A 25,572-nucleotide genomic window follows, 5' to 3' on the forward strand; every position below is an offset into this window, starting at 1 on the left:
CATGGCCCAGCGCATTCACCTCGTCGCCGCCGCGCGTCCCAATTTCATGAAGGTGGCGCCGCTCTGGCACGCGCTCGCCGCAGCCCCGGATTTCGATCCGGTGCTGGTCCACACCGGCCAGCATTATGACGTCAACATGTCGGACGCCTTCTTCACCGACCTGAGGCTGCCGGAGCCGCATCACCATCTCGGCGTCGGATCGGGCAGCCATGCCGAGCAGACCGGCGGCGTGATGATCGCCTACGAGAAGGTGGCGCTTGCCGATCGGCCGGACTGGCTGGTGGTGGTCGGCGACGTCAACTCGACCGCCGCCTGCACCCTGGTCGCGGCGAAAGCGTGCTTCCCGGTCATCCACCTCGAGGCCGGCCTGCGCAGCGGCGATCGGGCGATGCCGGAGGAGGTCAACCGCCTCATGACCGACGTCCTCGCCGACGTGCTGTGGACTCCGTCGCCCGACGCCGACGACAATCTCCGCCGCGAGGGCATCGCCGAGGCGCGGGTGACCCGCGTCGGCAACATCATGCTCGACAGCTTCGAGCTGGTCCGCCCCGCCATCGAGGCGGCCGACGTTCCCGCCGAACTCGGCCTGACCCGCGGCGGCTACGGCATCGTCACCCTCCACCGTCCCTCCAACGTCGACGATCCCGCCCAGCTCATCCGTCTCGTGGATGCACTGATCGCGGTCCAGCGCGACCTGCCCCTGGTCTTCCCGGTGCATCCGCGGACCAGCGCGAAGCTTCACCAGAACGGCCTCGAAAGCCGGATGCTGCGGGCGGGGCTGACGCTGATCGGCCCGCAATCCTATGTGCGGTTCATGAGCCTGGTCGGCGGCGCCGCGGCGGCGATCACCGACAGCGGCGGGCTGCAGGAGGAGACCACCTATCTCGGCATTCCCTGCCTGACCCTGCGCGAGAATACCGAGCGGCCGATCACCATCACCGAAGGCACCAACCGGCTGGTCACCCCGGAGACGCTTGGCATCGAGCTGCACCGCGCGGTGTCGACTCCGCGCGCGGTGCGGGCGAAGCCGGATCTGTGGGACGGCCGGACCGCGGAACGCTGCCTCGCCGATCTTCGCCGCCGCAGCGGCCCGGCAAGGCTGCCGAGAGCGCTGCAGGATCCGGACGCGCGCGCTGCCGAGCTCTCCCGCACCTACTGCGGCGACGAGCGGCGGGTCGTTACGGGCGGGACCAGCTATCGTCGATCATCCTGATGATCGCCGAGAAATCCTTGCCGCCGCCGCCGAGATGGTCGGCGAACCGGGTGTACAATTCCTCCGCATGGGCGCCCATCGGCGTATAGGCGTCGACGCTCTGCGCCGCCTCCATCGCCAGGCGCAGATCCTTGAGCATCAAGGCGGATGCGAAACCGCCTTCATAGTCGCGGTCGGCGGGCGTGGTCGGGCCGACTCCGGGGACCGGGCAATAGGTGGTCATCGACCAGCACTGGCCCGAGGCCTTGGACGAGATGTCGTAGAAGGTCTGCAGATCGAGCCCGAGCTTCTGCGCCATGGCGAAGGTCTCGCAGGTGGCGATCATCGAGGCGCCGAGCAGCATGTTGTTGCAGATCTTGGCGGCCTGACCGGCGCCGGCACCCCCGGCATGGATCACCGCCTTGCCCATCTGCTCGAGCAGCGGCCGCGCGCGCTCGAACGCCGCCGCTTCGCCGCCGACCATGAAGGTGAGGGTGCCGCCCTCCGCCGCCGCGATGCCGCCCGACACCGGCGCGTCGACCATCTGGTAGCCGGCGCTTTCCGCCTTGCCGATCTCCTCGCGGGCGGTGGCGACGTCGATCGTCGAGCAGTCGATCAAGATGGCGGAGGTCGGCGCCTGCCCGATCACGCTGCTTTCATAGACGTCGCGGACATGCTTGCCGGCGGGGAGCATGGTGATCACCGCCTCGGCCCCTCCGATCGCCTCGGCCGCAGATCCGGCGCGGCTGCACCCGTTCGCCTCGGCCTTGGCGAGCGCCGCCTCGGAGAGATCGAAGGCGCGGACGGCGTGCCCGGCCTTGACCAGGTTCGCGGCCATGCCGCCGCCCATATTCCCAAGCCCGATGAATGCGATATGTGCCATCTCTAAATCCCTCTCCCAGGGTCCGATCTTCTTTCCGTCATCCCCGCGAAAGCTGGGATCTCGTCGGGTGATGAGTGCCGGTGCCTGTCCGACCTGAGATCCCAGCCTTCGCTGGGATGACGGGCAGAGCCATGCCCGAGCGAATCAGGACCGGCGCCATGCTGCCATTGCTGTTCATGAGAGAGAACAATGGATTGGCGGGCACGTCTGATATCCTCTCCTCGATTCTGACCTGTGTCGTCATCTCCGCCTGCGCCGGGACGACGCATTGGTCAGCTGCCCGTCCATTCCGCCTTCCGCTTGTCGACGAACGCCGCCATGCCTTCTTTCTGGTCCGCGCTGCCGAACAGGCCGTGGAACAGCCGGCGCTCGAACACTATGCCCTGGGCGAGGCCGGTCTCGAACGCGGCGTTGACCATCTCCTTGTTGGCGATGGCGGCGAGCGGGGCCATGCCGGCGATCGTCTCGGCGGTCTTCAGCGCCTCGTCGAGAAGCGAGGCGGCGGGCACGATGCGGGCGACGAGGCCGGCGCGTTCCGCTTCCTCGGCGCCCATCATCCGGCCGGTGAGGCACATTTCCATCGCCTTGGCCTTGCCGATCGCATGGGTGAGCCGCTGCGATCCGCCCATGCCGGGGGTGACTCCAAGCTTGATCTCCGGCTGCCCGAACTGGGCCGTGTCCGCGGCGATGATGAAATCGGCCATCATCGCGACTTCGCAGCCGCCGCCGAGCGCGTAGCCCGAGACGGCGGCGATCCACGGCTTGCGGGTGGCGGTGACCCGCTCCCAGCCCGCGAAGAAGTTCGAGGCATACATTTGCGCGAAGCCCTGCTCCTGCATCTCCTTGATGTCGGCGCCGGCCGCGAACGCTTTCTCGCTGCCGGTCAATACCGCGCAGCGTTTGCTGTCGTCGGCGTCGTAAGCGGCAAAGGCGGCGATCAACTCGCGCAGGATCCCGCTGTTGAGCGCGTTCAGCGCCTTTGGGCGGTTCAGGGTGATCAGGGTCACCGCGCCGCGTTGCTCGACCAGGATGTTCTCGTAGTTCATTGCGTCTGTCCTTCGTTCCGGTGTGGACCGGGCGTTGGTTTCGTCACGTCCGCCGCGCCTTTCGCCCGACGAGATCCCGCCCTTCGCCGGGATGACGGGGAAGGGGGGCGACGCGCGAGGCCATTTCGGCGGTGCTTTTCACCCGGCGAGCTCCCAGCTCTCGCTGGGATGACGAAAGGGGCGGTCGGCGCAGGGACGATCATAGCGCGAGCGGCGTCCATTCTTCGCCTTCGGGCATCGGCGCGAAGATCTGGTCGATCATGTGTTCCGACACGCCTTCGGGCGTCGCCGGGCTCCAGCGGGGGGCATTGTCCTTGTCGATCAGCAGGGCGCGGACTCCTTCGGCGAAGTCGTTGCGCTGCACGACGCGGGCGGCGACCGCATATTCCTGGCGCATCTCGTGGGCGAAATCCTGCACCCCGGCGCCGTCGTAGAGCAAGCGGAGCGACACCTTGCACGCCTGCGGGCTCTTGGTGCGCAAGGTGGCCAGTTCCTTCTGCGCCCACTTCGATTCGTCGGCCTCGAGGGCGGCGAGGATCTCCTCATAATCGTCGGAGGCGAACAGCCGGTCGATCTGCTCCAGATTGGCGTCGATCCGGGCCTCGGGGGCGGGGGCGCTGGCATCGCGCAATATCTCGTCGATGCGCTGCGGATCGTCCCCGATCGCCGCCTTGACGTCGTCGAGCGCGGCGGCGGGGAGATAATGAGTGGCAAGGCCGAGCCGCAAACATTCGGCGCCGTCGAGCCGCGCTCCGGTCAGCGCCAGAAACTGCCCGACGCGGCCGGGCAGGCGCGACAGATACCAGCCGCCGCCGACGTCCGGGAACAGGCCGATCGTCGTCTCCGGCATCGCGAAGCGGGTATTCTCCGTCGCGACCCGGCATTTGGCCGGCTGCGAGATGCCGACGCCGCCGCCCATCGTGATCCCGTCCATGAAGGCGACGACCGGCTTCATATAGGTGAACAGCAGATGGTTGAGGCGATATTCCTCGTGGAAGAAGTCGCGCGCCAGCGCCCCGTCGCTCGCCCCGCTCTTGCCGAGCATGACCACGTCGCCGCCGGCGCAGAAGCCGCGGCCCTCGGCATGATCGATCAGCACCGCCTCGATTGCCGGATTCTCCCGCCATTCGAGCAGAGCGGCGATCATCGCGCTGCACATGTCGTGGGTCAGCGCATGGATCGCCTTGGGGCGGTTCAGCCGGATGCGGCCGATCCGGCCTTGGGTGAAGGTGAGGACGTCAGTGTTGGTCATCGACAAAGCATACCTCTTTTGGGGAAGCCGGCGTCACTGGCGCAGCATGTCGCGGCCGACGATCATCCGCATCACCTGGTTGGTGCCCTCGAGGATCGAGTGCACCCGCAGATCGCGCCAGAAGCGCTCGATCGGATAGTCCATCAGATAGCCGTAGCCGCCATGGAGCTGCAGCGCGCGATCGACCACGGAGGATCCGGTGTCGGTAGCGAGGCGCTTGGCCATCGCGGCGAAGCGTGTCTTGTCCGGGGCATTCTCCGTCACCTTGACCGCGGCGGCGTAGAGCAGCATCCGCGCGGCCTGCAACTCGGTCTCCATGTCGGCGAGGGTGAACTGGGTCGCCTGAAAGTCGGCGATCGCCTGGCCGAACTGCTTGCGCTCCTTCGTGTAGCCGATCGCCTCGTCGAGGCAGCGCTGGGCGCCGCCCAAGGAACAGGCGCCGATGTTGAGCCGGCCCCCGTCCAGGCCCATCATCGCGATCCGGAAGCCTTCGCCCTCGGCGCCGACCAGATTCTCGGCCGGCACCCGCACCTCGTCGAAATTGACCTGGGCGGTCGGCTGCGAATGCCAGCCGAGCTTGCGCTCCTGCGCGCCGAAGCTGACGCCCGGCATGTCCTTTTCGACGACCAGGCAGGAAATGCCCTTTGGCCCTTCGGCGCCGGTGCGCGCCATCACGACGTAGATCTCGTTCTCGCCGCCGCCCGAAATGAACGCCTTGGAACCGGAGATGACGTAGTCATCGCCGTCCTTCACCGCCTTGGTCTTGAGCGCGGCGGCGTCGGAGCCGGAGCTCGGCTCGGTCAGGCAGTAAGAACCCATCCGTTCCATTGTGATCATCGACGGCAGGTACTTCGCCTTCACCGCGTCGGCGCCGAAGCGGTCGATCATCCAGCTCGCCATATTGTGGATCGAGATGAAGGCGGAAGTGGAAGGGTCGCCATAGGCCATCGCCTCCATGATCAAAGCCGCCTCGAGCCGCCCGAGCCCGATGCCGCCCGACTCTTCGGAGACGTAGATCGAGCCGAAGCCGAGCTCGGCCGCCGCACGGATCGTGTCGCGCGGGAAGATATGCTTCTCGTCCCACTCGGCCGCATGCGGGGTGATCGCATCGGCGGTGAACTGGCGCGCCATTTCCTGGATCTGGCGCTGCTCGTCGGTGAGGTCGAACTGGGTCATGGCTTTTCCTTGAGGACTCGTTCGCGGAAGAGGGCGTCGGCGAGCTTGGTGTCGTTGCGTTCATACCAGCGCGGTGCCGGAAGGCCCTTCTCCCAGGCGAGGGCTTCGGTCAACGTGCCCTGGGCGCTCGGCACGTCGGGGAAGGCCTGTCGAAGCGGATCGGCATAGGCCTTGTCGGCGGTGATGATCTCCCAGCCGTCCTTGCGCAGGGCCGCGACCATGTCTGCGATCCACAAGGCGGCGAGATCGGTCTCGTGCAGCAGGATGACATGGGCCGGCGAGCGGCCGAGCGTTCGGCGGGCGATGGCGTCGAACGCATTGGCGGCACCGACCATCGTCTCGACATAGAGATCCCGCAGCGCGTTCATGTCGATGGTCTTGCCGGCACGCGCCGCGGCGATCGCATTGCCTTCCAGGTTCCAGTCGGCGCCGTCGACGGTGACATAGCCGTTGCGGAGCCCGCGCGCCTTGAGGCCGGCGCGCAGCGCATCGCGCTTGGCCTTGTCGCTGCCGCCTTCGTCGAGATACGGGAAGCGAAACCACGGGCGGTAGCCGTCGCGGCCCTTCAACCAGCCTTCTGCCCTGTCGATGTCGGCGAGATAGGCCCCGGCGTCGGTCGCGTTGAGGTGGGGATGGCTGAACGAGTGGTTGGCGATGACGTGGCCGGCGGCGACATAGGCCTCGAGCCGGTCCTCGCCGCCCCTGCCATAGTCGCTCGCCAGATTGCCGGGATTGACGAAGAAGGCCACCTGTTCGACGCTGGCCCGCTTCAGCCCGGCGATCAGCTTCACCGTGCGCTGGTCAGGGGTGAGGAAGGCGCCCGGGGACCGCGGCGCATCGTCGAAGGTGAGGGCGATACGCTTCTGAGCTGCGGCCGGGACGGCGCAGGCGAAGAGGAGCGAAAGCAGAAGAAAGCGGATCAGGTTCAAATTTCGTTCTCCAAATCCTCCCCGGCAGGGGGAGGGGGACCGCACGAAGTGCGGTGGAGGGGTGGCGCGGACCTCGGAGCAGCCCCTCCACCAGCCTGCGGCTGGTCCCCCTCCCCGTACCGGGGAGAATTTTGTTAGTCCGGCGGATCGCATCGCGCTGCCCCTCCACCACCGCCTCCGCGGCGGTCCCCCTCCCCGAGGCGAGCTCGGGGAGGATCTTTCCTACCCTTTTCTCAGCCCATGGTCGGGATGACGAATGCATTCTCGCCGGTGACCGAGCCGTCCGGCCAGCGCTGGGTGACCGTCTTGGTCTTGGTGTAGAAGCGGACGCCTTCCATGCCGTGCTGGTTGATGTCGCCGAAGGCCGAGCGCTTCCAGCCGCCGAAGCTGTGATAGGCGACCGGCACCGGGATCGGCACGTTGATCCCGACCATGCCGACATTGACCCGCGCCGCGAATTCGCGGGCGGCGTGGCCGTTGCGGGTGAAGATGGCGACGCCATTGCCATATTGATGGTCGGAAGGGAGGCGCACCGCCTCCTCGAAGCTGTCGGCGCGGACGATCTGCAGGACGGGCCCGAAAATCTCCTCCTGGTAGCTCTGGAAGTGCGGCTGGACCCGGTCGAACAAGGTCGGGCCGATGAAGAAGCCTTCCTCGTGGCCCTGAAGCGTGAAACCGCGGCCGTCTACGACGAGCTCGCCGCCCTCGTCGGCGCACATCTGGATGTAATTCTCGATCCGCTGGCGGTGGGCGGCGTTGACCACCGGGCCGTAATGGGCCTCGGCGTCGGTCGACACGCCGATGCGCAGCTTTTCTATCGCCGGGATCAGCTTCTCGCGCAGCGCGTCGGCGGTCTTGTCGCCGACCGGCACCACGACGGGCAGGGCCATGCAGCGCTCGCCGGCCGAGCCGAAGGCGGCGCCGGTCAAGTCGTTCACCACCTGGTCGAGATCGGCGTCGGGCATGACGATGCCGTGATTCTTGGCGCCGCCCATCGCCTGGACGCGCTTGCCGGCGGCGACTCCGCGTCGGTAGACATAATGGGCGATGTCGGAGGAGCCGACGAAGCTCACCGCCTTGATGTCGGGGTGGTCGAGGATTGCGTCGACCATTTCCTTGTCGCCGTTGACCACCTGGAGGATGCCGTCGGGCAGCCCAGCCTCGGTCATCAGCTCGGCGAGGCGGACCGGCACCGAAGGATCGCGCTCGGAGGGCTTGAGGATGAAGGCATTGCCGCAGGCGATCGCGACACCGAACATCCACATCGGGATCATCGCGGGGAAGTTGAACGGGGTGATGCCGGAGACGATGCCGAGCGGCTGGCGCATCGAGAAGACGTCGATGCCGGGGCCCGCGCCCTGGGTATATTCGCCTTTCAGCGCATGCGGGATGCCGCAGGCGAATTCGATCACCTCGAGGCCGCGCTGGATGTCGCCCTTCGAATCGGCGATCACCTTGCCGTGCTCGGACGAGAGCAGATGGGCGAGCGAGTCCATCTCGCGCTCGACCAGCTCCTTGAACTTGAACATGACGCGGGCGCGGCGCTGCGGGTTGGTCGCCGCCCAGCCGGGCAGAGCGGAGTTCGCCGCGTCGACCGCGCGCTGGAGATCCGCGTCGCTGCCGAGCCGGACCCGCGCCTGGACTCCGCCATTGTTGGGATCGAAGACGTCGCTGTGCCGGTCGCCGGCAGCATGCGCGCCGCCGCCGATATAATGATCGATGTTCCGCATGGCATCCTCTGCTGCCTGTTCTGTTGTTGTGCTGCGCCGTAGACCTTGAATGCGCCGGGCTCAATGATCCCGACGCGGGAAATGGGTGTTTGCGTCGGCTGAGAGCAATCACTTGCACCCTCATCCTTCCCATCGCCTTTGGCGACAGGGAGGAAAGATCTATTCGCAGACCGAAACTTCGGAGGAAGCATGTGTGATGGCCCGAGCAGTCGCCGCCACACCGCACGAATGCCCGCTGGACCGGGCGCGGCGGAAATGCCAGTTGCGGGGCAAACAAGGAGAGGCTGCGTATGAAGCTCGGATCGCTCAACGGAGGCCGCGACGGCCGCCTCGTCGTGGTCAGTCATGATCTCGCCTGGTGCGCGGAGGCGACTCACATCGCCCCGACCCTGCAGGCGGCGCTCGACGACTGGGACACTGTCCGGCCGCAGCTCGAGCTGCTCGCCACCGATCTCGCCCACGAAGCCATCCCGATGATGCGATACCACGAGCGCAATGCGGTCGCGCCGCTGCCGCGCGCCTATCAATGGGCGGACGGATCGGCCTATGTGAACCATGTCGAGCTGGTTCGGAAGGCGCGGGGCGCCGAGATGCCCGAGAGCTTCTGGACCGATCCGCTGATGTACCAGGGCGCGTCCGACGAGATGCTGCCGCCGCGGGCCGACATTCCGCTCGCCGACGAAAGCTGGGGCTGCGATCTCGAGGCCGAAGTGGTGGTCGTCACCGGCGACGTGCCGCGCGGAGTCTCGCCCGAGCAGGCGCGCGAGCACATATTGCTGGTCGGACTGGTCAACGACGTGTCGCTGCGCAACCTGATCCCCGGAGAGCTCGCCAAGGGGTTCGGCTTCGTCCAGTCGAAGCCCGCCTCGGCGCTGTCGCCGGTGTTCGTCACCCCCGACGAACTTGGCGAGCGCTGGAAGGACGGCAAGCTCCACGGTCCGCTCAAGGTCGACGTCAACGGCCAGCCGTTCGGCCGCGCCGACGCCGGCACCGACATGACCTTCGACTTCGGCACCCTGATCGCGCATCTCGCCAAAACCCGGAACGTCGGCGCAGGCACGATCGTCGGATCGGGCACCGTCTCCAACCGCGATGCGGCCGGCGGCCCCGGCAAGCCGATCGGCGAGGGCGGCCACGGCTATAGCTGCATCGCCGAAGTGCGAACGGTCGAGACCATCCTCGGTGGCGAGGCGAAGACGCCGTTCCTGCGCCGTGGCGACACTGTCCGCATCTGGATGGACGACGAGCATGGCCATCCGATCTTCGGAGTCATCGAGCAGACTGTGGCGGGGGGCTGAGGCGCCGGCGTCGCAAACGGAGCGTGATCCTGCCGCACCCGCGGTTCGTAGAGGGCCCTTTGGGTCAAGCGCACGCCGCGTCAGCGTAAGCGGGCTTCGCATGGCCGCGATCGCCGTGCCGTTGGCTTCGGTGCGGCAGTGCGCCCGAGCCGGACGCATCCGCCAGAACAGGCGAAATACAGGCGTCGGCACCGACGAAAGCGTGGAGCGGGGTGGCCGAGCGCCGCGATGCCGCGCCGGAACGGCCCTCGCTTGCAGGAGCGCCCTGGTCGGCACGAAGCCTGGCCGGCACGGTGCCGAAGGGACGCTCGTAAAGCCAGGAAGCACGGCTACGCGCCCCCCTGCGATCGGCAGACCTCTTCGTTTCGAAAAAGGTCTCGGTTCCACCCGATAGCCCCCGTTCGACACGCCCAGGATATTCTGGCGAGGCGGTCGGGGTCTCAGCAACAGCCCCTTCGACGGAGCTCAGAACAGGTGAATTACAGGCGTCTGCCGCGGCATGTTCTCCAGAAGGTGAGGGGCGGGCGGCCCCTCGCGTCGAGGGCCGGTCGTGCCGCGCCGCGGAGTCCTCCGCCGCGACCGCAACAACAGGTAAAATACAGGGCCGCTCGGCCGGACTCACGGCGGGCTCTGTCGTGGTGAGCGGAGCACCCGCCTCCACCGGCGCCGTCTCACGCGCGCCTTCGCGGCGCGCGGCGTCGAGCGCTTTGAGATGTCCGGCGAGCACCGCCATCACCTTCTGCGCCTCGCCGGGGGTGACGTCGCCGGCCGCAAGGGCGGCGATCAGCGCCGTGCCGGCGGCCGCCACGTCGGCGGCGGAAGCCACCGCCGGCAGATCCAGCGCGATCGGCGCCTCCTTCGCGGGGGCGAACAGGCGGGTGAGACAGGCACGCTGCGCCGGCCAATGCCCGGATAGCGCCCGATCGACCACGGCCTTCACGATCGCCGCGCTGTCGGCTTCGTCGATCTGCTCGATCAGCAGAGAGGACCGGTTGCGCGATCCGGGCGGCCGCCCGGCGGGATTGCCGCTGCGGCCGGGCAGGAATCGTCCGCTCGCGGCGCGGGTGGGCGTGCTGGAGAGATCGGTCATGATGGTCTCCTTGATGATCGCTCGGCGCCGCCTGATCTCACAGTCAGCAGGTCGCTTCCCGATGGAACTGGCACGTTCCTGCTTTGTTCTACCAGAGAGTGCCGGGCTCCGCAAGGCGCTCTTGGGACTATCGCAAGCGTGGGCGTTTCTGGAAAGACTGCATGAAATCGGGCCTCGTCCGGTTCCCGGTGGGTCCCGCCGGCCGTGGCGCGAAGCTCGAGACCACAACCTGACCGCGTCAAGCGAAGTGCCGCGCCCGCGTATCATCCCCTTGTTATTGGGCCAGGGCCTGATCCGTGCATGAGACCCGATCTAAGCGCTCGACCTAGGGTGATCAGGCTTCAGCCCTCTTGCCCCCGGGTCTGCTCGATCGTGTCGGCAGGGGTGTCGACATCCTCGAAGACTTCGAGCGCGACATTGATGAAGTTGGCCGCTTCCAGCTGGATCAGCGGAATGGTGGCATGCTCGGTATCGATGCGCTCCACCTGGTCGGCGGAGATCCGCACGAGAAAGCGGTCGCAGCTGCTCAGCACCAGCATCTTGATCGCGCGATTGTCGTCGAGGGCGATGTTCTCGACGATTCCTTCATAGGCGACGTTCGCGCCCTCATGCTCGAGCGTGGTCACGACATAAGCGATGATGAAGCTGTTTGCCGGCCGGGCGAGATCGACCCAGCGTTTGAGCCAGCCGAAACTCGCCGATTCGCGCAGATCGCGTACCCAGCGCCAGGCGCTCGCGCGATAGGCGACGAGGCCGACGATCAGCGCAGGGAGCAGCAGCGACACGAACCAGGAGAGGAAGGCGCCGTCGCTCAAGGTGCCCGCCGAGCGGCCGTTGGTCAGGATGACGCGATAGACATTGGGATCGAAACCGAGCGCGAGGCACTGGCCGCTCCACCGGCAGAAGCCGGCCTGCAGCGCGAACACGGCCGAGAGCAGGATGTGGCCGAGCAGCGCGCCGAACACGATGACGAGCAGGCTGAAGGTCGAACCCGGCTTCTCGGGTGCCTGGGAGATGAGTTCCGAGCGCTCGCCGGCACGCAGCCCGGCCCATAGTCCCAAACCAGGCGCGAGCAGCAGCAGCGCCAGGAAGAGCGTGTAGCTGAAGCTCATTCAGGGCTTGGTGGGCGTGGTCTCGACCTTCGCGCCGTTGGAACCACCGTTCGCGGCGCTGCGCACGACGAATTTGCCGCCTTCGTACCGCGCCGACTCCCTGGCAGCCTTCCAGCTGCCGAAGCGGGCAAGGACGATGTTGGCGGTCTCGATCGACTTGGCAGTGTTGACGCGCATGGTGACCTCCAAGCGTCACATAGGCGCTTCCGGGGCCGGCGGCAATGAAGGCGTGGAGACGATACGTGTCGCTGCCGCGCAAATCGTCATCGGAATCGCTTTGCATGCGGGGGGGTAACCACGCCGGTGCCCGGTCGGTCAGCTCCTCGCCTTCTTTGCAATCGCTTGGAGGAGAGAGTCGCAGCGGCGCTGTGCCACCAGCGGCCGGGCGCCGCGAGCGTCCGCGAGGGTGTCGATGCGGGTCGCCGCCTCCTCGATCTGGAGCTTGGGCATCATGTCGCGGAAGCGCCGCGCCTGCAGCCGCAGCCGGTCGCTGTCGGCCGCCGAGACGCCCGCCTGCCTTGCCCTGAACAGCGCTTCGGCGGCGCACAGGATTTCGTCCGGATTGGCGCGATCGGCCTCCGTCGAACAGGCGCTCGCCAGGGCCGTCATGAGCAGAATGCGGTACCGTCCCCCATCGATCATCCGCATCCTCCTTGTTCCGCAGCAGTCGCGTGCTGCCGAGTTCGTCCCGGCTTCGCGCGCTTCGGGGGGACTCCTTGGCCGATCCGAGAGAGCAGGAAAAGCGTCAGCATGGTGGCGATCGGCTCAAGCGAGCATGCCATGGGCGAGAGTGCGCGTGCGGTTCGACGAACCAGGCTGCGGGGATCGATGGGCGCGGATGTTGAATCGGCCAGTTTCGAATGCGATAGCTTTCGCTGTTGCGAAATGTGGCTCGGCAGGATCGGACGCGTTGCGCCGCATCCCCGCCGGCGACATCAAGGCGGTCCGCACGCTTGTTCGGGAGTGACGGAAGCAGGGCAGCGATAGTCTGGGCCGCGCGCAGGCGTCGTCTGGCCGGATCGCGATGATGAGGGGAAAGTTGGTGGCTGCCGTGACTCTGCAACCGGTTCGCTTCGACACGTCGGTTCTGCCCGAAGACGAGCAATTCTCCACCTACGCCTCCGGTATTCCGAACTGGGACATGTCGCGGCCCGGCAGCGGTGCCTTTGCAGCGCGGGCGATGATCTGGCGGCTCGAGTCGATCGTCGTGGCGCAGCTGCACGCCGATCCCGCCTGCTACACGCGCTCGGCGGAGCGTATCCGCGCCGATCGCACCGATCATTTCTACGTCAACTACCATTACCGGGGCCGCGCCAGGGTGGATTGCGGGCAGAACGGCTCCGTCAGCGGGCCGCGTTCCCTGCTGGTTCTCGACACGCGCCAGCCGTGCCACATGGAGGTCGACACGATCGACGAAATCTCGCTGGCGGTTCCGAGGCACCTGCTGATCGACCGGCTGGAGGGCTTCGATCCGCATGGCCTGATCGCCAGCGATGGGCTCGCCAGCCTGCTGGGAAGCACGCTTCGCGCCACCTGTGCGACGCTGTCGAAGCTCGGGCCCTCGCACGTCGCGGCCGTCCAGCGCGTGTTGCTCGATCTCGTCGTGGAGACCCTGCTCGAGGCGCTCCGCGCGGCGGCGGCCCGGACCGCCCGCGAGGAGGAACTGGCCAGCCGGGTGCGTGCCTATATCGATCGGCATCTCGGCGACGAGCTCGACGTCGCGACTTTGTGCCGGGCGCTCGGGATCTCGCGCTCCAACCTTTACCGGTCCTTCGGCGAGCCTGGCGGAGTTCTGCGCCACATCCAGGCGCGGCGGCTCAGGCGAATGCAGGCCTATCTGTCGGAGCCGTCGGAGACTCGCTCGATCTCCGCCTTGGCGCACGCGACCGGCTTTCGTGACAAATCGCATTTCACCCGCGCTTTCCGGAAGACATTCGGTGTCGCCCCGAGTGAATTCCGGCGCACCGCCACGGCGCCGGATGCGCCGGATGCGCCGCGCTCACCGCCGGCGTCGTCGGATGGCTCTGCCCCCGAACGCTATCGCACCTGGCTGCGCGACATATCCTGAGCCCGGAAGGGTCCTGATCCGGGACATCTGGAACGGTCAGCCCCCGTATAAGGGACGCCGGTCCAATCGACCCGAGTCCATCTGCGCCCCTAGTTTCGCGCGGCCGGACGACCTCGCTCGTTCGGGTCTGCCCCGGCAATTCCAAAGCGCGCGGGCAGAGGGGGATCAGGGTCCAGGGGGTATCATGCACAACACGCGCTCGCGGTCGATCGTCGCCGCTTTCCATTCCACCGCGGCCATTGCCGCGCTCGCCACCGGGCTGCTGTTCCATGCTCCCGCTGCCGCGCAGACCGGCAGCGCCGTCTGCGAATCTGGTGCGGGAACCGCCAGTGCCGATGGCGCGACCGCGTGCGGCGCCGTCGCCGACGCAAGCGGCCCCGGTGCCACGGCGATCGGCTATGCCGCAGAGGGCGAGGGGCTGGGTGCCGTTGCGGTCGGTCTACAGTCCGGAGCATTGGGCGACCGCTCTGTTGCCGTCGGCTTCCTGGCGACGGGTGTCGCAGAGTCCAGCTCCGCCTTCGGCTATGGGGCAAACGCCACCGGCGCCTCCACGACCGCGATCGGCGCGCGCGCCGCAGCGTCAGGAATCGCATCGGTCGCGGTGGGTGCCAACAGCCTGAGCGCAGGGTCCGGAACCGCTCTGGGCGCCAACAGCAATGCCTCCGGGGAGAGTGCCGTCGCGATCGGCCTCGCGAGCGCCGCATCGGGTTCGGGCGCGGTTGCGATCGGTGTCAGTTCGATGGCTAACGAGGCAAGTGCCGTGTCGATCGGCCAGGGGGCGGTGGCATCGGGCAACTCCTCGGTTGCCGTTGGTGCCCTGTCGAACGGTGCCGGGCAATTCAGCTCGGCCTTCGGCTGGGGGGCAAATGCCGCCAGCACCTCTGCGACCGCGATCGGCGCCGGCGCGACGGCGTCCGGCGGTGCATCGGTCGCGCTGGGCACCAACAGCCGGAGCGCCGGCGCGGGAACCGCTCTGGGCGTCAACAGCGATGCCTCCGGCTCCAACGCCGTCGCACTCGGCCTAGGGAGCACGGCCTCCGCCTTGGGCGCGGTCGCGATCGGCGCGAATTCCGTCGCCGACCAGGCCAATGCCGTGTCGATCGGCCGGATCGGTGCGGCGCGCCGCATCATCAACGTCGCCGATGGCACCGGCGCGACCGACGCGGTCAATTTCGGCCAGTTCCAGGCTGCGATCGGAGCCATTCCGATCGCCAGCGACAATGTCATGAACTACGCATTCCCAAGCGCCGCGGGGCCCACCAGCCTGGCGGTCGGATGGGGCGCCTCGGCGTCCGGAGGCGCCAGCACCGCGCTCGGCAATCTGGCCGAGGCGACCGGGATTCACGCATTGTCGCTGGGCCTCGACGTCGATGCCGACGGACGGGAGTCGGTGGCGGCCGGCTTCAACGCTCTTGCCCAGGGGGATTACAGCCTCGCTCTGGGCGGCCACGCTGTGGCGCAGGCGGCCAACAGCGCCGCCCTGGGCCAGAATGCGCGCGCAACCGCGGCGAGCGCCGTGGCGCTCGGCCAGGGTTCGGTTGCGGATCAGGCGAACACCGTCTCGGTCGGCACCGCGAGCGCCACGCGCCGGCTCGTCAACGTCGCCGCCGGCGCCGGTGCGACCGACGCGGTCAATGTCGGGCAGCTCAATGCCGCCATTTCCGGCGTCAATGCCAGTGCGGGCGCGATCACCGGCAACAATGCTGGGGCGCTGGCCGCAGCGAGCGCGATGGGCGTTGACGCGCTCGCTGCCGGCTATGGCAGCGGCGCCGGCGGCGACCGCAGCATTGCGGTGGGCACGTCGGCGCAGGCGAATGCGGCGAACGCGGTCGCGCTCGGCAGCGGCTCGGTGGCGAATGCTGCCAACACGGTGTCGGTCGGCAGCGCCGGCGGGGAGCGCAGGATCGTCAACGTCGCCGGCGGCACGATCGATGCCGCGTCCACCGACGCGGTGACCGGCAGCCAGCTCTATACGACCAACCAGGCGGTCGCCGCTGCAGCAGGCGACGTGCGCACCACCAACCAGCGCCTCGCAAGCGCGCTCGGCGGCGGGGCGTCGGTCGACACGAACGGACTTCTGCTGCCGCCGAGCTTTCAGGTTCAGGGCGGCAGCTACGGTACTGTGGGCAGCGCCTTCGCGGCGCTGGACAATGCGGTGACCGGCAGTCGTACCGACATCGCGGCGCTACAGGGTCAGATCGCAAGCGGATCGGTCGGGCTCGTGCAGCAGAGCGGATCCACCGGCCCGATCGCGGTCGGTGCTGCGAGCGGGGGGACCGTGGTCGACGTAACGGGGAGTGCCGGATCCCGGACCGTCACCGGCGTCGCGTCCGGTGCCGTCGCCGCCGGCAGCCGCGACGCGGTTAATGGTGACCAGCTTTACGGGACCAACCAGGCCGTCGTGGCGGCGCAATCGACCGCGACCACGGCGCTGGCCGATGCGGCGACCGCGCAAGCGAGCGCGGTCGCCGCGCAGACCACGGCGAATGCCGCGCTCGCCGGTGCGGCCGGCGCGCAGGGCACTGCCGACACGGCTTTGACGCGCGCCACCGGGGCGCAAGCAACCGCCGATACCGCTCAGGCCAACGCGGGCGCCGCCCAATTGACCGCCAACGCGGCGCAGGCGACCGCCAGTGCGGCGCAGGCGACCGCCAGTGCGGCGCAGGCGACCGCCAGTGCGGCGCTGAGCAATGCCGCGACCGCGCAGGCGAGCGCCGACGGCGCGCGAAGCGAGGCCCTGGCTGCGCGCCAGGACGCGGCTGCAGCCCAGTCGCGCGCCGATGCGGCGCACGATCTCGCGGCGCAGGCGCTGAACTCCGGCTCTGCCAACAAGCAGACCGCCGATCTGGCGCTGGCCAACGCGACAAATGCCCAGAGAGCGGCGGACGATGCCGCGGCCCGGGCCGACATTGCCCAACAGGCCGCCGACGTCGCCCAGTCCGACGCCGCGCTCGCCAAGGCGCTCGCCGCCAATGCCGAGACCAATGCCCAGGCGGCGCAGACCACCGCAAACCAGGCGCTGGCCCGCACCGACTATATGGCGGTCAACGGCGCCGGCGCCCGTCCGGTGGCGAGCGGGGCCAACGCGATCGCCCTGGGATCGGGGGCGAGCGCGCGCGGCGACGGCAGCATCGCAATGGGTACCGGCGCCACCGCGGAGAACGGCGCCGCGGTTGCGATCGGCCTTGGCAACCGCGCTTCGGGGGCAGGGGCGGTGGCGATCGGTGATCCCAACGTCGCGGTCGGGCGCGGTGCGGTCGCAGTCGGCGCCGACAACAGCGCCAATGGGCTGGCGGCGGTGGCAATCGGTGCGGACAGCGTCGCCGATGGGCAGTCGGCAGTCGCGATCGGCCTCGGCGCGCGGGCGACGGGACGGGGGAGCATCGCCTTGGGCGAGAATGCCGTCGCCGGCCGCGCCGGGCAGATCGCGCTTGGGACCGCGGGATCGACCTATTCGCTGCCTGGTCTCGGATCGGACGCAAGCGCCGCCGCGCAGACCGGCGCGACCCGTTATGTCACCTCCGATTCGAACGGGAACCTCGCGCTTTCCAATCTTGGTCCCGCGGAGCTCGCGCAGTTCGACCTCAGCCTGCGCCGCGATCGCCGCGACGCCCGCGCCGGCATCTCCGCCGCGGCGGCCCTCGGCTATGCGCCGATGCCGTCCGAGCCGGGGCGGACCAGCTATGTGTTGAACGGCGCGCTGTTCCGGGGGCAACAGGCGATCGGCGGCGCGCTTGCGCACCGCTTCGGAACAGACACGCCCTTCGCGGTCACCGGCGGCTTCGCTTATGGGGGCAATCGCAACACGATCGTCCGGATGGGCGTTGCGGGCGAGTTCTGAGCGGGGCGCCGCGCCTCCGGGGTCGGAGGGACCGGCGGCGGACGAGGTGGCCGCCTCGACATATGAGCCGTCTCTTGCCGATGAACCATGGCCGGTAACGATTTAGTTGAATTGCGTCGACCAGTGCAGATGCTTGCGACATGATGCGTGAGAGGCAAATAAACATTGCTATGGCCGATGCAATAAGGGCCCAATAACACTACATTGATGTCATATTCCAATTCGCACGCGCGCCGTTCTTGCAAAAGATCGTCTATGCCCACGCTCCGCACAACTGAGGACATATCAATGAAGTACCCATATCGGAGCGCGCGAAAGAGTCCGGAACTGTCGCTGGCGCAGGAGGCCGATGCGGCCGAGATTCGCCTCATCCATCTCGAGCTTGCCGGCCGCTTCGGCATCGAGGCGGACGGCCCCCGCCCAGCTGCCGAGATCGGGCGACCCGTCTTGCACCTGCATCATGACGGGGCCGCGGCCCTTTCTGGCTTCAGCTTCGATCGCTCCGCCCGATTGATCCGAGGGCAGTCGAGCCCCGGCGCGGCTGTGGGGAGCGGGAAGCCGCAAAGCATGGCCGACCGGCTCGAAGCGTCGCTTGCGATCCTCGAGGCGAGTACATGGGATTGCGGCGATGGCGTCGGCCGCGGCAGGAGGGGCGAGGCTGCGCCGGCCGCGCCATGGCGTCCCGATCACCAACTCCGCGCCGGAGGTGCTTGAGATGGAGACCGCGGGCCATTCGCCGATCAAGGTTTTGAACTATGGCCTGATCACCTTCCTGATCGCCTTTCCCACGATGATCCTGCTCTACGAATTGATGAGCTGATCGGGGCGGGACGGCGCGCATCGGCGGCGTCCCGGCAGGATGTCGCCGGCCGTTCCCCGGAAGGATGGCGCGCGCCGGGGCTGCGAGAGGCTGGCGCCGCGTCGGGGCGTCTCCGAAGCTCGGATCGGAACCGGAACGACGTCGCAACGTTCCGATACCGATCCTTGGGGGAACTGCCGATGGTCCGCACGCGAAAGCTGGATAGCGCCGAGATCGCGATCGCGCGCAGCGTCTATGCCTCGGTCCTTCCGTTCGACCGGATCTACATCACCGATCTCGATCTGGGCGGCGCGGTGACCCTGGCCGGCATGGACCTGCGCACCGGCAAGTTCGACTATACGATTAACTGGGTCGAAGGGTTTGGCGGCATCACCGGCTTTGCCGATCGGCGCGCGACCCTGGTCCACGAGCTTTGCCACGTCTGGCAGGGCGAGCACGGAGTCTGGCCGACCTTCTACATGGGCCAATCGATCTGGAGCCAGCTTACCAGCGGCATCCGCGACATCTGGAGGCAGCGCAAATGGCGGGGATGGGGCACGCATCGCAGCACCGCCTATCCGTTTCCCGAGACTGCGATCGGCAACGACTGGTCCACCTTCAATGTCGAGCAGCAGGCCTCGCTGGTCGAGAGCTGGTACATGCCCGAGCGCGAGCGGGTGACGCGGCTCGGCAACAATCGCATCCGAGTCCATGATTTCGGACCGGGCGTCTATGGCGGCGGCCGCTCGGAGCACGATGCGCGCTTTCCCTATATTCGCGACGTGATCCGCGCGGGCAATCGCAGCGCCCGCTACCGGGCCCTGGCTCTGCCGCAGGGCGGCGATCCGCAGATCAAGGCGATCCAGGATACGCTTGTCGCGCTCGGCTATCTCGAGGCGCGACATGCCGACGGATTGCTCGGCCGGACTCGCAGCGCGACGCTCGACGCCGTCGAAGCGTTCCAGCGTCGCAACGGGCTCAAGCCGGATCGCGATCTCGGCGGGCCGAACAGCCTCACCCGGCGCAAGCTCGCCTTGCCGATCGCGCAGCTGGTGCGCGCATGAGGATGGTGCACGCCTTCGCGCCGATGATGCTGCTCACCGCGGCGATGTCGCTTCCCGGCTGCCAGCGCGCCTCCGGCGGGCCGCTCGCCCCCGTCGAGGGCGCCGGCGTGGCGATCGAGGAGGGGCAGGCGGCTGTGCTGACGGACGGCGCGCTGGAGGCCCGGGTGACGGGGCGTTGGTCGTCCACCGGCGCCAATTCGCTGCGCATCCGCTATCGCAACCGCGGGCCCGCTCCGCTGCGGATCGCGCTTGCGGGCGCCAGGATGCGTCACTCGCTGGGCGAGGCGGCGCTGCGCACCGCCGTCGACGCGACCGGCGTCGACATGACCGACGCACGCGAGGACAACAACCAGGGCAAGACCCTGTTCTCGCTCGACGAGGGCGGGGGTGCGGGGGACGGAATGGTCGAACTGCCCGCCGGCGCGACGCGGGAGATCGACGCCGATCTCACCAGCTTCGCAAACGAGGGTTCGGTGGGCGAGGGCGACCGGATCACCGTGACGGTGCCGCTCGCGACCCGCAGCACCGCCGTCGCGTTCGACGCCGCCCGGCCGTCGGGGCTGCCCTGACGGCGCCGTGCGAGGTCCTGAACACCCCGATACCTCTTGCACCAAGACGTGAAGAGCATGCGACGGCTAGGCCGCTGATCCAACCGCGGACCGGCAGGCGAGATGAACAAGATGTCCTCTAATCTCACGAGATCCGCGCTTGCGGGAGGATGACGAATATCGAAGATGCGCTGCGCAGTCCGGCTGGCGATGGCCCGCCCTTCATCTCGATGAAGCCGGGATCTCGGGTCGGAAAGGCTCGGCGCCAATGGCAGGCAGCACGGTTTCCCTTTCTTGTCGCCAAAGAAAACGCTGGAGCGCCGCAGCAAATCAGCTGCACTGTCGCCCAACTCCCCTTCGCGTGTCTGCGTTTCTGCACTAGGTTCCCGAGTAGACTCAGGATCGGACGGAGCTACAGATGCAGGTTGAAGATGCAGCCCCAAGGCTTGTGATCAGGCACTCCAGGCCCAAAGTCATCAAAGTTCTGCTTGCCGTCCAGATCTTCGGCGCTGCCGCCGTCTACCTCTTATTCTACCTGAAGAGTGGCCTTTTCTCGGAAGGGCAAATGCCAATCGCCATCCTCGGTATCGTAGCGGGCCTCGCCATCTACGTACCAGCTTCGATCGTCGGCACGTACAAATTGGCGAGGCCGCAATACGTCGAGATTCATTGTGACGGCACGGTGATATGGACCCCATATCTCACTGACAGGCGCTTGCGCTACCCAGCTGACGTGGAAATATGCGCGAGCAAGGACGCCTTACATTTCCGAGCGACGTCAAACTGCGATCCGTCCTCGATTCCGCTACCTGGCACGATCGATCGGAGCATGCTTTCCGTGCCCACATGTCGACAGGGCGCTTGATCTCGCAACCAGATCGGCAGGTGGTCCGGATATGGTCTGCGCCCCAGTGTGGGAGACATTGGCTGAGACCTAAGCACGCCGAGAATGCGGAGAAGGCCGCGCAACGAATGATGGCGACGGATCGAGGGCGGCTCAGTCGGCCGCCCAGACGCGCGATCGATCATTATCAGTATACCCGCATCTGCCATGCCGATGGGAACGTGCTCTGATGACCAGGAACTGGCTCCTCGTAGCGGCCTTGCTCCCAAGGGGATGCAGCGTGCTCGCGTCCTCCGCAGAATTGCCCATGCGGCAGATCAGCCAGCAGACCCGACCTGCCCAGGGACACGGCACCGTAAGTGCGGGGACCGACAATGAAACGCTGATTTTCGAAGGCGGGGCCGACACGGTCAAGGTAAGGCACAATCCGGCGACTATATCGGAGCATGGTTCCCGTGATGTCGAGGAATTGGCAAGATACGGTTCGCTGATCGCCTTGTCCGATGCCTATCCCTCGAAGTCACGTGGGGCGAGCTTATGCCAGGCGGGGCGGGAGACCTGGTTTCGGGTAATCGACCTGGCACGCCGTGAAGAGCGGTACGCGCGGTTGGTCGATAGCTGCTGGGGAGACGAACAATGGGGAGACCCACCGGTAACAGTTGCCCAAAACGGCGCTCAGATCACGCTGAATCTGCTTTCCGAACCACCGATCACCCTGACATTGACCGGTGAGGGGCGCATTTCCGCGAGCCGATGACGCGAGCCTCGCAGCCATCTTGGATCAGCGTCTTCCACGACCTGGCTTGTCGATCCGAACGGCCGCGCTTCCAGCAGGGAAGGTCCGGGGTTATGGAACCTGTCCCCGGAACTCGGACGCCCGAGGAGCAGCCGCTTCATCGCTAGACGAGCGCGGAGGGCAGTATCGGAAAAACTTGATCCACCGCCAGAACCAGCGTGAACCAGACGGCAACCACAAACAGACTGCCCAGCCAGCCGGACGATGGAGGAGGCGATCCTGCGCGCTCCCGCCACCAACGCGTGCGCTGCCCGCAAATCCGAAACAATAGCCAGCGAAAAAGCGACGAGATCATCCAGTCGAAATCGCCCCAGGCAGCATCGGTGAAGATATGAACCGGGGCGCGCTGGTAGAAGCTGAGCATACGCGCCGAGCCGCGCCTCAATGGCCCAAGCGCCTGGTCTCGCCCGAGCTCGAACAGGACAAGGTCAGCTCTTGCTTTGCCCACCCCTTATCGCGCGCCCGGTAACGTCGCTAAGCAGGACGGTTTTGGGGTGCCCTCCTGCTCAGCTATTCGTCGCGCCGCCCGAACAAAACCGGCCGAACACGTGCCGTCGAACTCGACATACATGGTCCTCTCTTCGGTAGAGACCAGACCAGCGGACCGAATGCGCTTCCGTTCTTCGAGAGGCAGCCGCGCCCGCATCGCCTCGATCGCACCCCAGCCCTTCTCCTCGGTCGCAGGCTGTAGCAGCAGATATGCGCGGGGGCTCGTGTCCGGCGGGGCGCCGGTGCCGGCTTCACACCCGGTGGCCAACAATAAGATAATTGCGAGCCTCACCAGCCGCGGCCTCTCAGGAAGCTGTTGAGATGCTCGAACAGGCAAGTGTGGCGGAAGATCGCGCCACCATGATCGAATGGCCTACCAAAGATCTGATCCCGTTCCCTCCATTTCTCTCCAGAATACCCAGGATCGGAGAGCGTTCCAATAGGAACTCGCCGGGCTGCTCGTCCGTGACATCGCTCTGTGTGCGCCGCCTCGCGAAGCCGCCATTGGCAACCGTACCGAGCACGCCATGCGCCCTGAGCGTCAAGTGCCTCGTTGAAACCGCTTCATCACACGGTGCCAAATGACCGACAGCGCGGCGAAGACCAGCACGGCACCGAGGATGATCAAGCCGTTCCGAGTGAGAACCTCATGGTCGGGAGCCGGCTGCGATGCGGGGTCGCGGTCACCCGCGAAAAGAAGACCGGCATGGACGATCGTGAAGACGCTCCACCAATAGGCTGCGGCAAGCACGCTTCCCAGGATTGCAATTACGGCCCGTTTCATCGTCTCGCTCCCGGTACAAGGGGGTTCGCTCGCCGTTCGTCGGCCAAGGCGCCTTGGCTCTTCATTGGCCTATCCCATGCTAGCGCGAGAACAGTGAGCACCGATAGATGCACTCACATTCTGTCACAGACGCGAGGCGTGCGCCAAGAGAGCCGCGCTTTCCGGGGAAGCGAAGCACCGGCGAATCCGCGAAGTGCCCGCACCGCCACTCCCGTCATCGCACCTGGAGATCAGGCGAGCTTGGGCGGCAGCGCGAACAGGGCGATGAAACGGTGGGCGAGATCGCGGTCGCCGGTAATCCGGACCGCCCCGGCGCGTTCGGCTTCGTCCAGCGGCTGCTTGCCGTAGAACAGGCGCAGCAGCGGCAGCGCGACATCCGCCTCGAAGCGGATGGTACCCTCCGGCCGCTCGGTGCGACGAACCGGCATTGCGCCATCCTTCAGCGCGGCGAGGAAGCTCTCGCCGGCGAGGGTGAAGCCGACGTCGAGGTCGAGCGCCGGGGCGGCCGCCGGGTCGATCATCGTGCGCAGGCTGAGCATGAAGCTGACCGGCGACAGCGGCAGCTGGGGATTGTGCGCGGACGAGCGCGCCGCCCAGCGGCCGAGCGCCTGCATCGCCGGCTCGGCCGCATAGCCCCATTCGGTGAGCTCGTAGACCTGGCTCGCGGCGGGCGGCGGCAGCTTGCGCCGGGTCAGCGCGCCGACCGCCTCGAGACTCGCGAGACGTTCAGTCAGCACCTTGGCCGAGAGGCTGGGCAGGCTGGCGCGCAGGTCCGAGAAGCGGCGGCCGCCGAGCATCAGCTCGCGCAGGATCAGCATCGACCAGCGCTCGCCGACCAGCTCCATCGCAAAGGCGGTGCCGCAGGCGTCGTCATACCATTTGCCGTGTTCGATTTTGGCAGGCTCGATCCTGGCGTGCTCGGTCACCGAGTCGTTCCCTTTTGTAACTGTGAAGTTGCTTTATGTAAGGATCTGCGTCACGAGTCACAAGCACCGAGTCGCGGCGCCTGCGGGTTGCGGGCTCGAACCTTTGCTCGAGACGGAGGGAGACGATGGCAGGATTGCCGATCTGGTACGAATTGATGACCGCCGATCTGGCCGCGGCCGGCGCTTTCTACCGCGCGACATTGGGCTGGGAGGTGCCGCCGCAGGGCGAGGCGATGCCGGGCGGGGTTCAGTACGCGCAGATCGGCCGGGCCGACGGCACTTCTGCGGGCGGGGTGCTGACCCTGTCGCGCGCGATGCAGGATTGCGGGGCGCGGACACGCTGGATCCCCTATTTCCATGTCGAGGATGTCGATGCTTCGGTGGCGGCGGCCGAGGGGCTCGCCGCCAAGGTGCAGATGCCGCCGGTGAGCATGGACGGTGTCGGCCGGATGGCGATGCTCGCCGATCCGCAGGGCGCGCCTTTCTACCTGATGGCGCCGACCCCGCCGGCGGGGCAGCCGGAGGCGAAGAGCGAGGCGTTCGATCCGTTCAAGGCGGGGCATTGCCGCTGGAACGAGCTCAACACCACCGACGGGGCCGGCGCGCTTGCCTTCTACGAAGCCTTGCTCGGCTGGACCGCGGGCATGAAGATGCCGATGGGCGCGGCCGGCGACTATCAGTTCCTCGAGCATGCGGGGATCGCGATCGGCGCGATCAATCCGGTGCAGGAGGGCCCGTCGCACTGGCTGCCGATCTTCGGTGTCGCCAACATCGAGGCGGCACGCGCCGCCGCGACCGAGACCGGGGGCAAGGTGACGGTGGACCTGCAGGAGATACCGGGCGGGGAATTCGCCCTCAACGTGGACGATCCCGGCGGCGCGGCCCTCGGCTTCGTCGGACCGAAAGGAGCCTCGCAATGAGCACCAAAGCCCTGATCTGCCTGTGGTACGAAAAGGATGCCGAGCAGGCGGCGCGTTTCTATGCCGAGACCTTCCCCAATTCCTCGGTCGGCAAGGTCCATCTGTCGCCGGCCGACAATCCGTCGGCCAAGGCGGGCGAGCCGCTGACCGTCGACTTCACCGTGCTCGGAATCCCCTGCCTCGGCCTCAACGGCGGGCCGCATTTCCAGCAGAGCGAAGCCTTCTCCTTCCAGGTGCTCACCGAGGACCAGGAGGAGACCGACCGCTACTGGGATGCGATCGTCGGCAATGGCGGCCAGGAGAGCATGTGTGGCTGGTGCAAGGACCGCTGGGGCGTGTCGTGGCAGATCACCCCGCGCCTGCTCGCCGACGCGATGGACGGCGAGCCGGAGCGTGCCCGGCGCATCTTCGAGGCGATGATGACGATGAAGAAGATCGACATCGCGGCGCTGGAGAGAGCGGGGGCGGGAGGATGATCCTCCCGCGCGGGGCGCGGGAGGAGGGGCGAATATCGATTTACGGCAAATTCCGCTCGCCGGGCAACCTTAGCCTGGTTCGAAGCCGCCGGAGCCGGAGAAGAGATCGATGTTCCTCAAGGCGGATCCGATCATCTCCGCGCCACGCCATGATGACCACGGCCGCGGCACTTAGAATGGATGGAAGGCGGATGATCACGAGAGCCAAAAGAGCGACCCAGTAGGGGGAGCCGGGAGGGACGTATGCCATCTGCACATTCTACGCTTCAGACCGGCCATTTCCACCCGTTGGTCTCGCTTGAATGTGGA

At 67.3% G+C, this 25,572-nt stretch carries 25 protein-coding genes; 11 read left to right on the forward strand and 14 right to left on the reverse strand.

The genetic code is table 11. The features are described from left to right. Position 1 precedes the first annotated feature (1 nt). Positions 2–1,213 carry a non-hydrolyzing UDP-N-acetylglucosamine 2-epimerase gene (gene wecB / locus C7I55_RS13100; protein ID WP_106513433.1) on the forward strand — a complete coding sequence of 404 codons (1,212 nt, stop codon included), beginning with the start codon at positions 2–4 and terminating at the stop codon, positions 1,211–1,213. Here wecB and mmsB read toward each other — a convergent pair. The 6 genes from mmsB to C7I55_RS13130 all read right to left on the reverse strand — a co-directional run bounded on the left by mmsB (position 1,179) and on the right by C7I55_RS13130 (position 8,208). Further along, complete coding sequence (gene mmsB / locus C7I55_RS13105) at positions 1,179–2,075, reverse strand: 3-hydroxyisobutyrate dehydrogenase (protein ID WP_106513434.1); 897 nt, start codon at positions 2,073–2,075, stop codon at positions 1,179–1,181. The genes wecB and mmsB overlap by 35 nt on opposite strands. A 272-nt stretch (positions 2,076–2,347) precedes the next feature. Continuing rightward, positions 2,348–3,121 carry an enoyl-CoA hydratase gene (locus C7I55_RS13110; protein WP_106513435.1) on the reverse strand — a complete coding sequence of 258 codons (774 nt, stop codon included), beginning with the start codon at positions 3,119–3,121 and terminating at the stop codon, positions 2,348–2,350. 199 nt (positions 3,122–3,320) lie between these two features. Beyond that, positions 3,321–4,373: an enoyl-CoA hydratase/isomerase family protein gene (locus C7I55_RS13115; RefSeq protein ID WP_106513872.1), complete on the reverse strand. Its 1,053-nt coding sequence runs from the start codon at positions 4,371–4,373 to the stop codon at positions 3,321–3,323. A 33-nt stretch (positions 4,374–4,406) separates the two neighbouring features. Then, positions 4,407–5,549 carry an acyl-CoA dehydrogenase family protein gene (locus C7I55_RS13120; RefSeq protein WP_106513436.1) on the reverse strand — a complete coding sequence of 381 codons (1,143 nt, stop codon included), beginning with the start codon at positions 5,547–5,549 and terminating at the stop codon, positions 4,407–4,409. Further along, positions 5,546–6,478 carry a polysaccharide deacetylase family protein gene (locus tag C7I55_RS13125; protein WP_106513437.1) on the reverse strand — a complete coding sequence of 311 codons (933 nt, stop codon included), beginning with the start codon at positions 6,476–6,478 and terminating at the stop codon, positions 5,546–5,548. The genes C7I55_RS13120 and C7I55_RS13125 overlap by 4 nt, the downstream gene beginning before the upstream one ends. 233 nt (positions 6,479–6,711) lie before the next feature. After that, the gene (locus tag C7I55_RS13130) at positions 6,712–8,208 is read right to left on the reverse strand and encodes a CoA-acylating methylmalonate-semialdehyde dehydrogenase (RefSeq protein WP_106513438.1); all 1,497 of its coding nucleotides are present in this window, start codon (positions 8,206–8,208) and stop codon (positions 6,712–6,714) included. A 290-nt stretch (positions 8,209–8,498) separates the two neighbouring features. Here C7I55_RS13130 and C7I55_RS13135 point away from each other — a divergent pair, with 290 nt between their 5' ends. Then, the gene (locus C7I55_RS13135; RefSeq protein WP_106513439.1) at positions 8,499–9,506 is read left to right on the forward strand and encodes a fumarylacetoacetate hydrolase family protein; all 1,008 of its coding nucleotides are present in this window, start codon (positions 8,499–8,501) and stop codon (positions 9,504–9,506) included. Positions 9,507–9,570: 64 nt separating this feature from the next. Here the strand turns inward: C7I55_RS13135 and C7I55_RS13140 are convergent, their stop codons facing one another. From C7I55_RS13140 to C7I55_RS13150, 4 genes are all read right to left on the reverse strand, one after another. After that, positions 9,571–10,596, reverse strand: coding sequence for a DUF5681 domain-containing protein (locus tag C7I55_RS13140; protein WP_106513440.1), 1,026 nt, complete (start codon positions 10,594–10,596; stop codon positions 9,571–9,573). A gap of 341 nt (positions 10,597–10,937) precedes the next feature. Beyond that, complete coding sequence (locus C7I55_RS13145; RefSeq protein WP_106513441.1) at positions 10,938–11,708, reverse strand: hypothetical protein; 771 nt, start codon at positions 11,706–11,708, stop codon at positions 10,938–10,940. Then, positions 11,709–11,885: a hypothetical protein gene (locus tag C7I55_RS28145; protein WP_158266410.1), complete on the reverse strand. Its 177-nt coding sequence runs from the start codon at positions 11,883–11,885 to the stop codon at positions 11,709–11,711. Positions 11,886–12,023: 138 nt separating this feature from the next. Beyond that, on the reverse strand, positions 12,024–12,350 hold the full coding sequence (locus C7I55_RS13150) for a hypothetical protein (protein ID WP_106513442.1): 327 nt from the start codon (positions 12,348–12,350) through the stop codon (positions 12,024–12,026). Between the two features lie 400 nt (positions 12,351–12,750). Here C7I55_RS13150 and C7I55_RS13155 point away from each other — a divergent pair, with 400 nt between their 5' ends. Both C7I55_RS13155 and C7I55_RS13160 read left to right on the forward strand, forming a co-directional pair. Next, entirely contained in the window at positions 12,751–13,776 is a 1,026-nt protein-coding gene (locus C7I55_RS13155) for a helix-turn-helix domain-containing protein (RefSeq protein WP_158266411.1), read from the forward strand. Positions 13,777–13,960: 184 nt separating this feature from the next. Further along, a complete protein-coding gene (locus tag C7I55_RS13160) occupies positions 13,961–17,617 on the forward strand; it encodes a beta strand repeat-containing protein (RefSeq protein ID WP_158266412.1) in 3,657 nt (1,218 codons plus the stop codon). Positions 17,618–17,902: 285 nt separating this feature from the next. Here the strand turns inward: C7I55_RS13160 and C7I55_RS28150 are convergent, their stop codons facing one another. Further along, complete coding sequence (locus C7I55_RS28150) at positions 17,903–18,079, reverse strand: hypothetical protein (RefSeq protein WP_158266413.1); 177 nt, start codon at positions 18,077–18,079, stop codon at positions 17,903–17,905. Positions 18,080–18,245: 166 nt separating this feature from the next. Here C7I55_RS28150 and C7I55_RS13165 point away from each other — a divergent pair, with 166 nt between their 5' ends. From C7I55_RS13165 to C7I55_RS13185, 5 genes are all read left to right on the forward strand, one after another. Then, positions 18,246–18,437 carry a hypothetical protein gene (locus tag C7I55_RS13165; protein ID WP_106513445.1) on the forward strand — a complete coding sequence of 64 codons (192 nt, stop codon included), beginning with the start codon at positions 18,246–18,248 and terminating at the stop codon, positions 18,435–18,437. 179 nt (positions 18,438–18,616) lie between these two features. Further along, positions 18,617–19,480 carry a peptidoglycan-binding domain-containing protein gene (locus C7I55_RS13170; RefSeq protein ID WP_106513446.1) on the forward strand — a complete coding sequence of 288 codons (864 nt, stop codon included), beginning with the start codon at positions 18,617–18,619 and terminating at the stop codon, positions 19,478–19,480. Then, on the forward strand, positions 19,477–20,049 hold the full coding sequence (locus C7I55_RS13175; RefSeq protein ID WP_146151015.1) for a hypothetical protein: 573 nt from the start codon (positions 19,477–19,479) through the stop codon (positions 20,047–20,049). Before C7I55_RS13170 ends, C7I55_RS13175 begins: the two co-directional genes overlap by 4 nt. Positions 20,050–20,446: 397 nt before the next feature. After that, positions 20,447–20,893, forward strand: a complete 447-nt coding sequence (locus C7I55_RS13180; RefSeq protein WP_106513448.1) for a hypothetical protein — start codon at positions 20,447–20,449, stop codon at positions 20,891–20,893. Positions 20,894–21,179: 286 nt separating this feature from the next. Further along, positions 21,180–21,629 (forward strand): hypothetical protein, encoded by a 450-nt coding sequence (locus tag C7I55_RS13185; RefSeq protein ID WP_146151016.1) that lies wholly within the window; start codon positions 21,180–21,182, stop codon positions 21,627–21,629. 142 nt (positions 21,630–21,771) lie between these two features. On the opposite strand, the gene C7I55_RS13190 is transcribed toward C7I55_RS13185, so the two are convergent. From C7I55_RS13190 to C7I55_RS13200, 3 genes are all read right to left on the reverse strand, one after another. Continuing rightward, the gene (locus C7I55_RS13190) at positions 21,772–22,032 is read right to left on the reverse strand and encodes a hypothetical protein (protein WP_106513450.1); all 261 of its coding nucleotides are present in this window, start codon (positions 22,030–22,032) and stop codon (positions 21,772–21,774) included. A 666-nt stretch (positions 22,033–22,698) separates the two neighbouring features. Continuing rightward, a complete protein-coding gene (locus C7I55_RS13195) occupies positions 22,699–22,941 on the reverse strand; it encodes a hypothetical protein (protein WP_106513451.1) in 243 nt (80 codons plus the stop codon). Positions 22,942–23,171: 230 nt separating this feature from the next. Next, positions 23,172–23,867 (reverse strand): winged helix-turn-helix transcriptional regulator, encoded by a 696-nt coding sequence (locus C7I55_RS13200; RefSeq protein ID WP_233222201.1) that lies wholly within the window; start codon positions 23,865–23,867, stop codon positions 23,172–23,174. 125 nt (positions 23,868–23,992) lie between these two features. On the opposite strand from C7I55_RS13200, the gene C7I55_RS13205 reads away from it, so the two are divergent. After that, positions 23,993–24,787 carry a VOC family protein gene (locus tag C7I55_RS13205; RefSeq protein ID WP_106513452.1) on the forward strand — a complete coding sequence of 265 codons (795 nt, stop codon included), beginning with the start codon at positions 23,993–23,995 and terminating at the stop codon, positions 24,785–24,787. Then, positions 24,784–25,263: a VOC family protein gene (locus C7I55_RS13210; RefSeq protein WP_106513453.1), complete on the forward strand. Its 480-nt coding sequence runs from the start codon at positions 24,784–24,786 to the stop codon at positions 25,261–25,263. Before C7I55_RS13205 ends, C7I55_RS13210 begins: the two co-directional genes overlap by 4 nt. Positions 25,264–25,572: the final 309 nt, after the last annotated feature.

Origin of the sequence: Allosphingosinicella deserti, assembly GCF_003012735.1 — a bacterium.
GTDB classification, from domain to species: domain Bacteria; phylum Pseudomonadota; class Alphaproteobacteria; order Sphingomonadales; family Sphingomonadaceae; genus Allosphingosinicella; species Allosphingosinicella deserti.